The sequence below is a fragment of the Tropicimonas sediminicola genome, from assembly GCF_900188335.1.
Lineage (GTDB): Bacteria > Pseudomonadota > Alphaproteobacteria > Rhodobacterales > Rhodobacteraceae > Tropicimonas > Tropicimonas sediminicola.
In genome coordinates, this window is record NZ_FZOY01000002.1 from 265,047 (window position 1) to 279,609 (window position 14,563).

12 protein-coding genes are annotated in these 14,563 nt (G+C 69.8%); 4 read left to right on the top strand and 8 right to left on the bottom strand.

Annotated features, from left to right (window positions below; all coding sequences use genetic code 11):
- Window positions 1–86 precede the first annotated feature (86 nt).
- Window positions 87–404, bottom strand: coding sequence for a c-type cytochrome (locus CHB86_RS05520; protein ID WP_176442783.1), 318 nt, complete (start codon window positions 402–404; stop codon window positions 87–89).
- A gap of 284 nt (window positions 405–688) precedes the next feature.
- Window positions 689–1,531, bottom strand: coding sequence for a c-type cytochrome (locus CHB86_RS05525; protein WP_245837758.1), 843 nt, complete (start codon window positions 1,529–1,531; stop codon window positions 689–691).
- 235 nt (window positions 1,532–1,766) lie between these two features.
- Here CHB86_RS05525 and CHB86_RS05530 point away from each other — a divergent pair, with 235 nt between their 5' ends.
- Window positions 1,767–3,059: an O-acetylhomoserine aminocarboxypropyltransferase/cysteine synthase family protein gene (locus tag CHB86_RS05530; RefSeq protein ID WP_089232019.1), complete on the top strand. Its 1,293-nt coding sequence runs from the start codon at window positions 1,767–1,769 to the stop codon at window positions 3,057–3,059.
- A gap of 39 nt (window positions 3,060–3,098) precedes the next feature.
- Here the strand turns inward: CHB86_RS05530 and CHB86_RS05535 are convergent, their stop codons facing one another.
- The 3 genes from CHB86_RS05535 to CHB86_RS05545 form a co-directional block, all read right to left on the bottom strand.
- Window positions 3,099–3,713, bottom strand: coding sequence for a hypothetical protein (locus CHB86_RS05535; RefSeq protein ID WP_089232020.1), 615 nt, complete (start codon window positions 3,711–3,713; stop codon window positions 3,099–3,101).
- An 11-nt stretch (window positions 3,714–3,724) separates the two neighbouring features.
- Window positions 3,725–4,951, bottom strand: coding sequence for a hypothetical protein (locus tag CHB86_RS05540; RefSeq protein WP_089232021.1), 1,227 nt, complete (start codon window positions 4,949–4,951; stop codon window positions 3,725–3,727).
- A 96-nt stretch (window positions 4,952–5,047) separates the two neighbouring features.
- Window positions 5,048–5,782: an SIMPL domain-containing protein gene (locus CHB86_RS05545; protein WP_281251210.1), complete on the bottom strand. Its 735-nt coding sequence runs from the start codon at window positions 5,780–5,782 to the stop codon at window positions 5,048–5,050.
- A 164-nt stretch (window positions 5,783–5,946) separates the two neighbouring features.
- Here CHB86_RS05545 and CHB86_RS05550 point away from each other — a divergent pair, with 164 nt between their 5' ends.
- Both CHB86_RS05550 and CHB86_RS05555 read left to right on the top strand, forming a co-directional pair.
- A complete protein-coding gene (locus CHB86_RS05550) occupies window positions 5,947–9,066 on the top strand; it encodes a hypothetical protein (protein WP_089232022.1) in 3,120 nt (1,039 codons plus the stop codon).
- Between the two features lie 262 nt (window positions 9,067–9,328).
- A complete protein-coding gene (locus CHB86_RS05555; RefSeq protein ID WP_089232023.1) occupies window positions 9,329–11,263 on the top strand; it encodes a cation:proton antiporter domain-containing protein in 1,935 nt (644 codons plus the stop codon).
- A 136-nt stretch (window positions 11,264–11,399) separates the two neighbouring features.
- Here CHB86_RS05555 and cobT read toward each other — a convergent pair whose 3' ends face one another.
- Window positions 11,400–12,428 (bottom strand): nicotinate-nucleotide--dimethylbenzimidazole phosphoribosyltransferase, encoded by a 1,029-nt coding sequence (cobT, locus tag CHB86_RS05560; protein WP_089232024.1) that lies wholly within the window; start codon window positions 12,426–12,428, stop codon window positions 11,400–11,402.
- Between the two features lie 71 nt (window positions 12,429–12,499).
- Between cobT and CHB86_RS05565 the strand changes: the two genes are divergently transcribed.
- Entirely contained in the window at window positions 12,500–13,255 is a 756-nt protein-coding gene (locus CHB86_RS05565) for an adenosylcobinamide-GDP ribazoletransferase (protein WP_089232025.1), read from the top strand.
- A 91-nt stretch (window positions 13,256–13,346) separates the two neighbouring features.
- Here the strand turns inward: CHB86_RS05565 and CHB86_RS05570 are convergent, their stop codons facing one another.
- Together CHB86_RS05570 and fdxA are read right to left on the bottom strand one after the other, a co-directional pair.
- Window positions 13,347–13,856, bottom strand: a complete 510-nt coding sequence (locus CHB86_RS05570; RefSeq protein ID WP_089232026.1) for a CarD family transcriptional regulator — start codon at window positions 13,854–13,856, stop codon at window positions 13,347–13,349.
- 324 nt (window positions 13,857–14,180) lie between these two features.
- Window positions 14,181–14,516, bottom strand: coding sequence for a ferredoxin FdxA (gene fdxA, locus CHB86_RS05575; RefSeq protein ID WP_089232027.1), 336 nt, complete (start codon window positions 14,514–14,516; stop codon window positions 14,181–14,183).
- Window positions 14,517–14,563 lie beyond the last annotated feature (47 nt).

Below are 14,563 nucleotides of genomic sequence, written 5' to 3' on the forward strand. Positions count from 1 at the left end.
AATTTTGCACGGCGCGCAGGAAATGACAACTCCCTTGTGCCCGGCAACGAGGACGCGAGGCGACAGGCCTTCACATGACCGAACGGCTATTTGTCCAGCGTTTCAATGTATCCGACGATGTTGTCGATGTTCTCGGTGAACATGAACGTATGGAACTGCGGCATCAGGACCGCATGGTCGGGGTACATGATCTTCATGCGCATGACCTGCGGGTCCATGTAGATCGCGATGGCCTGGAAGCTTGGCGGATAGAGCTTGAAGTCACCGCCGGGCTCGATGTTGTGGCAGTTTGCGCAGTTCGCCTCCGCCATCCGTTTGCCGGCCTCGATGTAAGGCTCGGCCGCGGTCAGGGTGGCAGCACCAACCGAGGTCGCAAGAACGGCCAACCATAGTATCGTCTTCATTGTTTCCTCCCCCTGTTGCTCTTCGCTTTTCCTCATTCATCCTCTCACAGGAGCCACGTCCCCTCGTTGATTTGCCTCAAGCCATGGCCGGGAGCAGATGGGGAAAGCCGAAGGCACCCGGGCCGTCCGGAACGGACGGAAAGGGCCAATGCCCCAATGCGCAGGTCGCGGACAGGTCAGCGAAAAGGGCGGACGCTCCCCCCTTCGACACGGGGCGACGCACAGGAAAGACCCCGGGCGCGATGGCTCGCACCCGGGGCGCCCTTCCCCGTCAAGGGAATGGATCAGGACTTGTCGGGCAGCGGCGGCACGCTCCGCAGGTAGAGGATAATCGCCTGCAGGTCCTCCTCCGTCATCTGCGCGAGGTAGCCATACGGCATCGGCGGCAGCATCGGCGAGCCGTCGGGCCGGGTCCCCTTGGTGATCATGGTCGCGATCTCCTCGTCCGAGTACCCGGCCAGCCCGTCCTCGTGGCTGGTGATGTTCGGCGCGACCGAGACACCCCAGGGGCCGTGGAACTCGAAGCCGCCGCGGCCGAAATCGGTTTCCAGCATCGGTCCGGCGGGGCCGAAGGTCGTATGGCATTCCATGCAATGCGCCACCGGCCCGGCGAGGTATTCGCCGTATTCCACCGTCACCCCGCGCGGAATGTCGGCGACGCTCTCCACCGGCGGTCCGTAGGCGGGCGGCAGCGGGACATTGTAGACGGACGTGCCCGGATCATGCTCCACGGCCGGGATCGTCCGCAGGAACGCGACAATCGCTGCGACGTCGGTATCCGAGAGGTTGCGGTAGAAGCTGAACGGCATCGGCGGGCCGATCACCGATCCGTCGGGCCGGATCCCCTCGCGGATGGCGCGGCCGAGGTCCTCGTCGCTCCACTCCGCGATGCGGCCGGCCGGCGTGATGTTGGGCGCGATGGCCGTGAAGGCCTCGTTCTGCTCGACCAGCCGGCCGGCAAGCTCCTGCTCCGCGATCGGCCCCTCCGGTCCCATCGGGCTATGGCAATTGCCGCACCCGGCCGGACCGCGCACCAGGTACTCGCCGCGCTCCTCCGGCGTCTCCGCCAGAGCAGGCGCCATGCACAGCGCCAGAAGCGCGGCGCCGGCAAACACATTCTTCGTCATGGTGTCCCCCATTTCTGTTCGCATCACCACCTTAGCACAGTTCCGCAGGGTCAAGATCGCCGGATTTCGACAACCGCCCCGTCGCCGCCGGGCGCGCCGCGAAATAAACATTCCGTTTTATGCATTTTAAACACGGACTTGCCGCCCCCCGCCCGCGTCGCCCCCGTTGCTCCCGCCACGGGCATCGCCTAGTGTGCGCGCCACATCGCAGGGAACCCAACGGGAGGACAGCCCCATGACCGAAGGCCGCCAGCTTGGCTTCGACACTCTCCAGATCCACGCGGGCGCCGCGCCCGATCCGGCAACCGGCGCCCGCCAGGTGCCGATCTACCAGACCACGGCCTATGTGTTCCGAGATGCCGAACACGCCGCCGCGCTCTTCAACCTGCAGGAAGTGGGCTACATCTATTCGCGGCTGACCAACCCCACCGTCTCGGCGCTGGCCGAGCGGATCTGCCACCTCGAAGGCGGCGCGGGCGCGATCTGCTGCTCCTCCGGCCACGCGGCGCAGATCATGGCGCTGTTCCCGCTGATGGGTCCGGGGCTCAACATCGTCGCCTCGACCAAGCTCTACGGCGGCACGATCACTCAGTTCAGCCAGACCATCAAACGCTTCGGCTGGTCCTGCACCTTCGTCGACATGGATGACGAGGACGCAGTCCGCGCCGCCATCGACGAGAACACCCGCGCCATCTTCTGCGAATCCATCGCGAACCCGGGCGGCTACATCACCGACATCCCGGCGATGGCGAAGATCGCCGACGAGGCCGGCGTGCCGCTGATCGTGGACAACACCTCGGCCACGCCGTACCTGTGCAACCCGATCGCGCTCGGCGCGACGCTGGTGGTGCATTCGACGACCAAGTACCTGACCGGCAATGGCACCGTCACCGGCGGCTGCGTGGTGGATTCGGGCAAGTTCGACTGGTCGGCCTCCGACAAGTTCCCCTCGCTCAGCCAGCCCGAGCCCGCCTACCACGGCCTCGCCTTCCACCCGGCGCTTGGCGCGATGGCCTTTACCTTCCACTCCATCGCCGTCGGCCTGCGCGACCTCGGCATGACGATGAACCCGCAGGGCGCCCATTACACGCTGATGGGGATCGAGACCCTGTCGCTGCGGATGGAGAAGCACGTCGCCAACGCAAGGAAGGTCGCCGAGTGGCTCGAGAACGATCCGCGGATCGAAAAGGTCACCTATGCCGGTTTGCCCTCCTCGCCCTATCACCACCGGGTGTCGACGGTCTGCCCGAAGGGCGCGGGCGCGCTCTTCACCTGCGCGGTCAAGGGCGGCTACGACGCTTGCGTCAAGCTGGTGGATTCGCTGGAGCTGTTCAGCCACGTGGCCAACCTCGGCGACGCGCGCTCGCTGATCATCCACTCCGCCTCCACCACCCACCGCCAGCTCTCGCCGGAGCAGCAGGAGGCCGCAGGCGCCGCGCCCAACATGGTGCGGCTGTCCATCGGCATCGAGGATGCGGACGACCTGATCGCGGATCTCGACCAGGCGCTGACCAAGGCCACAGCCTGACCTGACCGGCCCGGGGTCAGGCGCCCCGGGCGACCGGCCTCAGGGCCGCGCCGCCAGCGCCGCCCGGCTCAACTCGTAGGGCGTCTCGGCCCCGGGGTGCCACCCGAACTCAGCAAAGAGCCGCTCGCCCTCGGTCCGGGGGCGGGCCGTCGCGGCGGCCTCGGCCTGTTCCCGCGCGGCGCGGGCCTCGTCGCCCTCCGCCTTGTTCATCTCGTACATCATCGCCCCGAAGGCCGAGGCGCGCTCCAGCGCCTTGTCGCGCTCCTCTTCGATCAGCGCCAGGTTCTCCGGCAGATCCCGCAGCGCCGTGGCGAGGTCCGTCGCGGCCGCCGGGTCCAGCCCGCCCTCGCCGAGCGCCTCCAGAGCCCCGGCCTCGATCTCCGGGACGCCCGCGTCCATCGGCAGGGTGTCGTCCCCAAGGAAACGCCCGAGGAACCCCGAGACCATTCCGCCGATACCGCCGCTCTCCGTCTCCGTGACCGCGGGCGCCGCGGGCGTCACGGTGATCCGGCGCGCGCCGGAGGTGTCGATCCGCCCGGAGTTGAGCAGGCTTTCCTGCGCCCCGACCAGACCGGGCCAGCCCAGCAGCCCGGTGCCGAGACAGCCCAGGACGAAGAGCGTCCGCCGCAGAACATACTTCAGATAGGCCCGCATCCCGCTCTCCCTCAGTTCGTCGTGCCGGTCAGAGCCGCGGCCTGGGCCGTCAGCACCTCGGCCCGCTCGATCGCCAGCCTGCCCACCCGGGTCTCCGCCGCGCCCGGATCCTTGGCAAAGACCTCCTCCGCCGGCGCCATTGCCACCGAGGCACGGCGCAGGGTGTGATGCACCACGCGCGCCTCGGGCGTTTCGGGCAAGGGCCCGACCACGGCCATGATCGCGGCCTCCTCGAAGCCGATCCGGCTCTGGTCCGAGCGCAGGCCGAACTGCCCCTCGAACCAGCCGTTCCAGGCCTCTGCCTGTTGCCGCATGTCCTCCAGCCCGGCCCGCGCCCGATCGAGCGTCAGCGCGCCCTCGTCGACGGCGGCAAAGATCGGATCGCTGGCCAGCGGCAGGCGCACCCGGGTTACGCCGCAGGCGGCGAGCCCCGCATCGTCCAGCACCTCCACCGGAACGCGCTTCGGGACATTGGCCACCGCCGGAAGATGCCCGCCGAGAAGTGACACACCGCTGACCTCGGCGCCCTCGGCCAGGTGCAGGTTCCACAACACGCGCCCTGCGCCGGCCTGGAGCACCAGGTGCACCGGCATCTCCGTCTCGGTCACCACGACCTCGGTCACCTTGTATTGAAATCCGCCGGACTTGGTCAGGCTCGGCAAGGACTGCATCTCGGTCGCCTTCTCGGCGATCTTGGCAGCAATCGACAGCATGCCCGACGGCGGCGTCTCGCCCTGCTCGCTCTGGGTCTCGAGGTAGCGCAGCGCCAGCGGGTCGAGCTCCGGCATGTCGAAGGCATAGAAGGACGCGCCGTGCAGCGAGGCGTTGGAAAACACATTGGCCACCCGCGCGCCCGCCGCCGGGGCGGTGAAGCGGCACTCCTCGATCACCCGGGCCTCGGTGACCTTGCCGGGCGCCTCGGAAACCACGGGGCGGTGGTAGCCCGCCATGACGCTCTCGATGAACACGGGTCGGCCATGCTCCGTCGCCGCGACCGGCCCGCCGACGACGCGGCTGCCGTCCCGCTGGCGCACGTAGCTCGCCGGGTCGTCGAGGTCGTAGCCCTCGCGGAGCAGCGTCTGCCGGATCTCGTTGTGGCGCAGGTCGACGACATGCGAGCTGGCCTCGACCCGCGTGCTCGGACCACCGCTCGGGCCCAGCGTGATCTCCTCCGATCCCAGCAGCCAGGCGCCGCCGAGAATCCCCACGCAGCCCACCAGCAGGAGCCGTCCGTCCATTTCGCGTCCACCCTGAAATTCATTCGAACCGGGTCAAGGATGGCGCGCGAAGATGGCAAGGTTTGGGCGACAATCCGACGATTGCCGCCCGGATTGTCACGGCTGCGACGACAGGGCGAAGGTGATCGTCACCCCGGCGTTCAGCGCGACCTCGCCGGAGACCACCGGCACCGCGGCATCGGCAAAGCCGCTCGCCTCCGCCCGCATCATGCGTGGCTCGACCGCGCCGCCGGACTCCTCGATGCGCAGGATCGGCCCGAGCTCGACCCCGGCCGCCTCGGCATAGAGCGCAGCCTTGCGAAGCGCGTCGGCCACCGCGTCGTTGCGCGCCTGGTCCTGCAACGCGCCCGGCTCCTGCAGGCCGAAGCTGAGCCCGTGAAACAGGTTGGCCCCGTCCTGCGCCACCGCGTCGAGCAATTGCCCCAGCCCGTCGAGGTCGCGCAGCCGGACAGTGACCTCCGTGCTCGCCTCGAAGGCCTCCACCCTCGGCGCGCCCCCCTCGGACGGGCCGCGATTGTCCCACCTCGGGTGCACCGACAGCCCGCTGGTCTGCATGTCGCGCGGCGCGATCCCCGCCGCCGCGAGACGATCCATCACCTCGGCCATCCGCGCGCTCATCGCCCGCACCGCGGCCGCCGCCTCCGGGTCGCTGGCCGTCACGCCAAGCTGCAGCGTCGCCATGTCCGGCGCCGCCGTCGCCCGGCCCTCGCCGCTCACCGTGATCTGCGGCACCGGCCCCGGCTCGGATGCCTGCGCCAGCGCGCTGCCTGCCGCCAGCGCCAGCCCCATGCCGATCGCCAGCGCCTGCCCGCCAAAACCTCTCAATCTCATTCTTCCGCTCCTGGTCGTGCGTTTCATGTCAGTTCCTCTAGGACGCGGCTCATGGGCGGATCCTTGGCCGCAATCCTGTTTCTTTCAGCAAAAAGCTGCTATAGAAATACGTCACGGCCGCCACCGGGTTGCGCTGCATCCCGATCCCACTCCAGATAGGTGTGATGACCCCGACCTTCGCCCTGACTCTGAGCCCAGAGGGAATCTCGCTTTACCAGAGCGATCCATCGGGTGCGTCCGCGCACCTGCTTGGCAACGTGTCGCTCGAAGACCCCGAATTCGCGGCCCGGCTGGCCGATCTGCGCGCGCTTGGCGAGAGTGCCGCCGGAGAGGAGCCCTTCGCCACGGCGCTGGTGCTGCCCAATTCGCAGGTGCTCTACAAGGATCTGCCCGACGCCCCCGGCACCGACCCCCGCGCCCGCGCGGCCGAGGCGCTGATCGGCGCCACGCCCTACGAGCTGGACGAGCTGGTCTATGATTGCAAGGTCGAGGGCGGGCGGCTCTGGATCGCCGCCGTTGCCCGCGAAACCCTCGAGGAAGCCGAGGATTTCGCCAGCCTGCACCGGTTCAACCCGGTCTCCTTCAACGCCGAGCCATCCGACGAGGATTTCCCCGACGCCGCCTTCTTCGGCGCGACCGGCCAGGCCGCGCAATGGCTGCCGCTGGGCGAGACGCCGGAGCCGGAGCACCGCCACCTGACGGATGCAGCGGCCGAGGACGACATGCCCGTCGCGGAGGCCGAGGGCCCCGAAGAGCCTGCCGGCGCGCCGATCCTGCCGGACGAGCCAGAACACCCCGCCGCCGCTCCGGAGCCGGAAACGGCCTCCGAGGAGGAGCCCGCGGCCGAGCCGGAGGCGGCGGAGGACGTCGCCGCCGATGCCGCGGTCGGAGACCTCTTCAGCGAGGACACCGAGGCGCATCCCGAAGAGGCGGAGGCGGAAGAGGCCCCGTTCGAGGAAATCCTCGACGAGGACACGCCGGACGACGTCGCCGAACCCGCCCGCGCCGAGGCGCCGGACCCCGTCGAGACAGCCGAGACGGTCGAGGACCAGCCCGAAGATATCACCGCCGAGGAGGACATTCCCGCCCCGATGATCGAGGTCGAGGACGCGGATGCGCCCGTCGCGGAGGCCGAAGCTCCGGCAGACGAAGCCGAGCCCTCCGCGGAGGCCAAGGTTCCGGCGGACGAAGCCGAGCCGCCCGCAGCGGCAACGGCCCCGGACGACGAGGGCGAGGACGAGGACGACGACGAGGACGACGACCTCGCCCCGCCACCGACCTTCGCCTCGATCCGCACGCAGGCAGCGAAGCCCCCGCTGGCGGCTCCGCCTCGCGGCGCCAAGCCCGCGGCAGGCCCCAAGCCGGCCCGATCGGACGCCCCCAAGACCGCCGCAGGCATCGCCGCCAGCATCGCCGGCTCGGCCGCTGCCAGCCGCGCGCCCGCCAAATCCCCTGCCGCCCCGCCGCGCAGCCCGGCCAAGGCCCGCACAGGCAGGGACGATCTCAGCGTTTTCGGCGCGCAGCAGCCGGCCCGCAAGCGCAAGGCGCGCCTGCTGGTCGGCGTCGCGATCGGCGCCGTGGTTCTGCTCGGCCTCGCGGGCCTCTGGGCGCAGGTGCTCGATGGCTCCGACGACACCCCCTCCATGCAGCTCGCCGACAGCACCCCGGCGCCGCTGATCGAGCCCGAAACACCCGACATCGCGCCGGAGGCCACCGACAGCGCCGCCCTGCAGCCCGGCCAGCCCGCGGAGCAGGAGACAGCCGCGCTCGCCGCCCCCGCTCCGGATGCGGCCCCCGAGACGGACGAGCCGCAACAGCCGGACCTCGCGGAAGCCGAGGCCGACATCCCCGCAGAACCCCTGGTCGACGACCTCTCCGCGGCGGTCACCACCGAAACCGTCGGCGCGCCGGCAGAGGCCACAACCTCGCCAACCGTCGCCGACACGCTGGCACTTCTGACCGACACGCCCGCCGGGTCCGCACCGGCCGAGGGCGCCGCGGACGATCCGCTGACCACGCGCGCGATATATGCCGCCACCGGCATCTGGCAACGCGCGCCGGAACAGGGATACCTGCCGCAGGAAGACGACCTCGAGAACCTCGAGATCGCCTCGATCGACCCCAACCGGATCGACCAGGACGCCTTCGCCCTGCCCGACCTCGCGGCCCTCCCCGAGACCCGGCCCCGCCTGCCCGTCGCACCGCGCCACCCCGACGACGAGCGCAGCTTCGACGAGAACGGGCTGGTGGTGCCGACCGAGGAAGGCGTGGTCTCGCCCGGTGGCGTCCTGATCCGCTCCGGCCGTCCCTTCATCGTCCCGCCAAAGCGGGTGGCGCCGCTGGATGCGCCCGCCGACGTGGCCACGGCCGATGCCGACGACCCGCTCGCCGGCTTCCGCCCGCGCGGCCGGCCCGGCGACCTTGTGGAGACCACCGAACGCGCCACGCTCGGCGGCCGCACCCTCTCGGAACTTGCCGAGGTCCGCCCGCTCCGGCGCCCGGTCTCGGAGCAGCAGGAAGCCGAGCAGCTCGACGAAGTGCTTCGCCTGGCCGCCACCGACGCCGCCACGCTCGAGGAGCTCGCCGATGCCGAAGGCGAGCCCGACGACACCGGAGCCGAGCTTTCGCCCGAGGAGGCCGCGCTCGCCGCCGACCTCGCCACGGCCACCGGCCGCGCCGTCCCCGCCTCGCCGGTCCCACGCCTGCGGCCGGCCAACATCGCGCAGATCGCCGACCGGGCGCAGCGCGTTGCCGAGGCGGAAGCGCAACGGCTGCAGGAAGCTGCCGACGTGGCCGTCATGGAAGCCGAGGCGGCGCGCGTGCTGGAGACCCAGCAGGCGGCGCTTGCCCAGTCGCAGGCCCAGGCCCGCGCCGAGGCCGAAGCGGCCGCCAAGGCCCGCGCCGAGGCAGAGGCCCGCGCCCAGGCCGAGGCCGCCGCCCGCGCCAAGGAAGCCGCCGAAGCCGCAGCGGCCGCCTCCGCGGCCCGCGCCACCGGCCCGGCGGTGCCCAACCGCAACAAGGCCAAGCCCACCGGCCCGATCAACGCCGCCGTCGCCAAGCAGGCGACGGTGAAGAACGCGCTGGCCCTGAACAAGGTCTCGCTGATCGGCGTCTACGGCACGTCGAACCAGCGCCGCGCGCTGGTCCGCCTGCCCTCCGGCAAGTACCTCAAGGTTCAGGTCGGCGACCGGCTCGACGGCGGACGGGTGGCGGCAATCGGCACCAGCGAACTGCTCTACTCCAAGAGCGGGCGCAACATCACCCTGACCATGCCCAAGCGCTGACAGGGCGCCTCCAGCGCCGGCGATCCCGGGCACGCCGCGGCGCGGCGGCCGGGCGCCGCGCACCACACCCTCCAGGAAAAGGTTTGCGCTCCGACCACGGCCACAAAGCCGTTGCGCATCCTCTGCCAGCCCCTAATCTTTGGGTGAAACGCAACGGATCCGGCGCCGACCCGCCGGACCACTTCCGCCGCAGACAGGGCCGGCCGGCACGGCCCGTCGCGCGGCCGATCAGACGCCCGCGCGGCGTGAAAAGGACAGGCACATGGAAGGCTTTTTCGATGACGCGACGATCCTCCTGGGCGCCGCGATCATCGGTGTGCCCATCGCCGCACGGCTGGGCCTCGGTTCCGTGCTCGGCTACCTGCTCGCCGGCATCCTGGTCGCCCCCCTGCTCCATTCCACCGGTGTCGAGGCCGAGGCGCTGCGCCACTACGCCGAATTCGGCGTGGTGATGATGCTGTTCCTCATCGGGCTGGAACTGGAACCCCGAATCCTCTGGGAGATGCGCGACAAGCTGGTCGGGATGGGCGGCATGCAGATCGGCCTGACGACCGCCGCGGTGACCGTGCTGTCGATGCTGATGGGCGAGACCTTCAACATGTCGCTCGCCATCGGCCTGATCCTGGCGCTCTCCTCCACCGCCATCGTGCTGCAGACGCTCTCGGAAAAGGGGCTGATGAAGACCCCGGGCGGCAAGGCGACCTTCTCCGTGCTGCTGACCCAGGACATCGCGGTGATCCCGATGCTGGCACTGCTGCCGCTGCTGGCGATGCCCGCGGTGCCGCACCTCGACCCGACCGGTGCGATCCAGCGTCCCGGCGGGCACGAAGCGACGGACGCGGCCCACGGCGCGCACATGTCGCTGATCGAGGGACTCGCCGGCTGGCAGGCGACGCTGGTGATCCTCGCCGTGATCGCGGCGGTGATCATCGGCGGCATCTACCTCTCGCCCCGCCTCTTCCGCTTCGTCGACATGGCCAAGCTGCGCGAGATCCACACCGCGACCGCCCTGCTGCTGGTCTTCGGGATCGCCTATATCATGACGCTGATCGGCCTCTCGCCGGCGCTCGGCGCCTTCCTCGGCGGCGTCGTCCTCGCGACCTCGGAGTTCCGCCACGAGCTCGAAGCCAATATCGAGCCCTTCAAGGGGCTGCTGCTGGGCCTCTTTTTCATGTCGGTGGGCGCCGGGATCGATTTCGAGATCATGCTCGCCAACATCGGCACGGTGATCGGGCTGACCCTGCTGCTGGTGGTGACCAAGGGCGCGATCCTGCTGCTGCTGGCGCGGCTCTTCGGGCTGCGCAAACGCGACCGCTGGCTCTTCACGCTGGGGCTGGCGCAGGCCGGCGAATTCGGCTTCGTGCTGATCTCCTTCTGCCTGCAGGAGAACGTGCTGCCGAACCGGTTGGCGCAGACCCTGCTGCTGGTGGTGGCCCTGTCGATGCTGCTGACGCCGCTGCTGTTCATCCTTTACGACTTCATATCGCACCGGCTGGGCGAACACACGGAGGCCACCGACCGCCACCGCAAGCACGACGAGATCGACGAGCAGGCCCCGATCATCATCGCCGGCATCGGCCGCTTCGGCCAGGTGGTGAACCGCATGGTGCAGATGGCGGGCCTGCGCTGCACCGTGCTCGACCACGACCTCGCGGCGATCGAACTGATGCGGCACTTCGGGTTCAAGTCGTTCTACGGCGATCCGACGCGGCCGGTGCTGCTGCATGCCGCGGGGCTCAAGACGGCGCGGGTTCTGGTCGCCGCGCTCGACGACAAGAACGCCACCACCCGGCTCGTGCGCTATGCCCGCTCGCAGCGGCCGGACCTGCACATCGTGGCCCGCGCCCATGACCGGGTGCATGTCTACGAGCTCTACCAGGCCGGCGCCGACGACATCGTCCGCGAGATGTTCGACAGCTCGCTGAGGGCGGCACGCTATGTTCTGGAGAACATGGATTTCTCCGAGTTCGAAGCCAGCGAGGTCGAACGGGCCTTCTACAAGCACGACCGGATGACGCTTCGGGAGCTGGCACCGCTCTGGGAGCCCGGGAAATCGCTCAAGGACAACCCCGCCTACCTTGCCCGGGCGCGCGATCTCAACAAGGTGCTGGAGACGGCACTGGTGACCGCGCTGGAGGTGCAGGAACTGGAAGCACGGGATACCCAGGATCCCGCCGGCGGACGCATGGTCGACTGATGCCGCCGGGACCCGGAGGGCTCCCGCCCGTCGTCACGGCATCCTGCGGATGCCGCTCCTCCGGTTGGGCCGGGCCGCGCGCGCAAGGCGCGCGCGGACGATCTTTCGCACGAAAGATCGGGCAACGAATGGCACGTCAGGCGCCGCTGTCCGAAACGCCCGCCTCTCCGAAGGTCGCCATGCCGGAATGACAGGCGATGGCCCCCTTGAGCACGCCGATCGCCAGCGCCGCGCCGGACCCTTCGCCGAGCCGCAGCCCGAGGCTCAGGAGCGGCGCCTTGCCGAGACGTTCGAGCATGGCCGAATGGGCGCCCTCGGCGGAGACATGGCCGGCGACCGCATGGTCCAGCGCGCCCGGCGCCGCGGCGGCCAGGACCGCCGCGGCGGAACAGCAGATGAAACCGTCGAGGATGACCGGGATGCGATGATGGCGCGCGGCGAGGATCGCCCCCGCCATGGCCGCGATCTCCCGGCCGCCGAGCCGCCGCAGGATCTCCAGCGGATCGCCATTGGCCTCGGCATGACGCGCCAGCCCGGCATCGACGACCTCCCGCTTGCGCGCGAGCCCGGCGTCGTCGACACCGGTGCCCCGGCCGACCCAGGCCTCCGCGCCGCCACCGTAAAGCCCGGCCGCGATCGCCGCCGCGGCGGTGGTGTTGCCGATCCCCATCTCGCCGGTGACCAGAAGGTCAGCCTGCGGATCGACCGCCTGCCAGCCCGCCGCCATCGCCGCCACCAGATCCGCCTCGCTCATCGCCGGGCCTTCGGTGAAATCCCCGGTCGAGCGGTCGAGTTCCAGCGACACCACGTCCATCGTCGCGCCGAAGGCCTTGGCGAGCTGGTTGATCGCCGCCCCGCCGGCTTCGAAATTGGCCACCATCTGCACCGTGACCTCGACCGGAAAGGCCGAGACGCCGCGCGCCGCCACCCCGTGGTTGCCGGCAAAGACGACCACCTGCGGCGCTTCCAGCCGCGGCCGCGCGTCGCCGCGCCAGCCGGCGTACCAGAGCGCCAGCTCTTCCAGCCGCCCGAGCGCCGCCGGCGGCTTGGTCAGCATGGCGTTGCGCCCGGCGGCAGCCTCGGCCGCCGTGGTGTCCGGCTGCGGCAGGTCGGCGAGGGCCGTGCGGAGTCCTTGGATGTCGGTGAAGGGAGGGGTTCGTGTCATCTTGCGCCTCGGTCTTGTTTCCGCGCTTCTGCGCCCATATGGCTTTGGCGACAAGTGCTTGCGGAGCGAAGATGACCATTCGTCCTACCCCCCTTGCCGACGTGGCCCTGGCGACCGCGCTTCTCACCCGCCTGCCGGTGCCCGTGCCCGCCGAGCACGCCAGCACCCGCGGCGCCGCTGCCGCCTGGGCCTATCCGCTGGCCGGGCTGCCCGTGGCGCTCGCCGCCGGTGGCCTTGCGCTCGGGCTGATGGCGCTCGGGCTGCCCCCGGCCTTTGCCGCCGGGATGGCGCTCGCCGTGCAGGTGGTGCTGACCGGGGCGATGCATGAGGACGGGCTCGCCGACAGCGCCGACGGGCTCTGGGGCGGCTGGACCCGCGAACGGCGGCTGGAGATCATGAAGGACAGCCGGATCGGCAGCTACGGGGTGCTGGCGCTTGTGCTGGCCATCGGCCTGCGCTGGTCGCTGCTCGCGGCGCTCGGGCCGCTGCTGCTGGCCCCGCTGCTGGGCGCGGCGCTGCTCAGCCGGGCCGCGATGACCGGGGTGATGGCCGCGCTGCCCAACGCCCGGACGGACGGGCTGTCGCGCAGCATCGGGCGGCCCGGTGCGGGCGCGGCGGTACTGGCCATGGCGCTCGCGCTCGGGCTGTCGCTGGCGCTTCTGGGGCCGCAGGCGCTGCTGCTGGCGGCACTGGCCGGGCTGGCGTCGCTCGCCTGCGCGGCACTCGCCCGGGCCAAGCTCGGCGGCCAGACCGGCGACATCCTCGGTGCGACCCAGCAGGTCGCCGAGATCGTCACCCTCGCCACGGCGGCGGCACTGCTCGCCTGACCCCACCCGACAGCTCGCCCCCGTTCGACCCCGACACGAAAAAGGGGCCGCGAAGGCCCCTCTTCCAGTCTCGCATGATGGGGTCGCCGGATCAGGCGGCGCGGCCCACCAGAACCGCGTCCACCGTCTTCTGCGCGTCGGTCTCGCCGACACCGGAAACGGCGGCCACCTCGCGGGTCAGACGCTCCAGCGCGGCTTCATAGAGCTGACGCTCGGAATAGGACTGCTCCCGCTGATCGTCGGTGCGGTGCAGGTCGCGCACCACTTCGGCGATGGCGATCAGGTCGCCCGAGTTGATCTTCTGTTCGTATTCCTGGGCCCGGCGCGACCACATGGCCCGCTTGACCTTTGCCTTGCCCTTGAGCGTGGTCATCGCCTTGGAGACCACGTCGGGCGAGCTCAGCCCGCGCATGCCGACCTCGGTGGCCTTGTTCGTCGGCACACGGAGGGTCATCTTGTCCTTCTCGAAGGAGATGACAAACAGCTCGAGAGAGAGCCCCGCGATTTCCTGTTCCTCGATCGATATGATCTGTCCGACGCCGTGCGCCGGGTACACAACATAATCGTTCGGGCGGAAATCAGGTTTCTTCGTTTTGGTCATGTAGTTCCCTCACCAGGACGCGACAGGCCAAAAAAGCCCGCACCGGGAAGAACCTCTTCCGGAGCGGCCATGGACCAGGGCGTCAAGAGTCCGCCAAACAGGCGAGCAGTCGCTGCAGGCGGCGTCAGTCATCATCGTAGTCTGATATATATAGCACAGATTTGGTCAAATTCAAAGCGCCGCGCCGCGGCGCCGGCGGAGCGCCTTGATCCGCAAGACGATCGGGACAGCGTCATCGGCGGAAATCCGCAAAGCGCGCGGCCGGGAATTCGCCCTCTGCCGCGCGTGTCCGGACATCCCGGTCCCGACAGGCCGAATCGCAGCTCAGCCGCCTTCGCCAGGCGCCTCGGAAAACAGCTCCATCTTGCCCGGCTTGCCGTCCATCTCCTCGGCCGTGGGGAGCGGATCCTTCTTGGTCACGATCACCGGCCAGAGCTCCGAGTACTTGCGGTTGAACTCGACCCATTTCTCCATGTCCGGCTCGGTGTCCGGACGGATCGCGTCGGCGGGGCATTCCGGCTCGCAGACACCGCAGTCGATGCATTCGTCCGGATGGATGACCAGGAAATTCTCGCCTTCGTAGAAACAGTCGACGGGACAGACCTCGACGCAGTCGGTGTATTTGCAGGCGATGCAGTTTTCCGTGACGACGTAGGTCATGGGGGTCTCCGGATTGTCTTGTCGGTGTCAGGTAGCGGAGGCTGCGG

Excerpts from the sequence above, each read along its gene's own strand:
- CHB86_RS05570 (WP_089232026.1), bottom strand. The coding sequence starts at position 13,856 with ATGACCAAAACGAAGAAACCTGATTTCCGCCCGAACGATTATGTTGTG.
- CHB86_RS05550 (WP_089232022.1), top strand. The coding sequence starts at position 5,947 with ATGACCCCGACCTTCGCCCTGACTCTGAGCCCAGAGGGAATCTCGCTT.
- CHB86_RS05530 (WP_089232019.1), top strand. The coding sequence starts at position 1,767 with ATGACCGAAGGCCGCCAGCTTGGCTTCGACACTCTCCAGATCCACGCG.
- CHB86_RS05545 (WP_281251210.1), bottom strand. The coding sequence starts at position 5,782 with ATGAGATTGAGAGGTTTTGGCGGGCAGGCGCTGGCGATCGGCATGGGG.
- cobT (WP_089232024.1), bottom strand. The coding sequence starts at position 12,428 with ATGACACGAACCCCTCCCTTCACCGACATCCAAGGACTCCGCACGGCC.
- CHB86_RS05565 (WP_089232025.1), top strand. The coding sequence starts at position 12,500 with ATGACCATTCGTCCTACCCCCCTTGCCGACGTGGCCCTGGCGACCGCG.
- CHB86_RS05520 (WP_176442783.1), bottom strand. The coding sequence starts at position 404 with ATGAAGACGATACTATGGTTGGCCGTTCTTGCGACCTCGGTTGGTGCT.
- CHB86_RS05525 (WP_245837758.1), bottom strand. The coding sequence starts at position 1,531 with ATGACGAAGAATGTGTTTGCCGGCGCCGCGCTTCTGGCGCTGTGCATG.
- CHB86_RS05540 (WP_089232021.1), bottom strand. The coding sequence starts at position 4,951 with ATGGACGGACGGCTCCTGCTGGTGGGCTGCGTGGGGATTCTCGGCGGC.
- fdxA (WP_089232027.1), bottom strand. The coding sequence starts at position 14,516 with ATGACCTACGTCGTCACGGAAAACTGCATCGCCTGCAAATACACCGAC.
- CHB86_RS05555 (WP_089232023.1), top strand. The coding sequence starts at position 9,329 with ATGGAAGGCTTTTTCGATGACGCGACGATCCTCCTGGGCGCCGCGATC.
- CHB86_RS05535 (WP_089232020.1), bottom strand. The coding sequence starts at position 3,713 with ATGCGGGCCTATCTGAAGTATGTTCTGCGGCGGACGCTCTTCGTCCTG.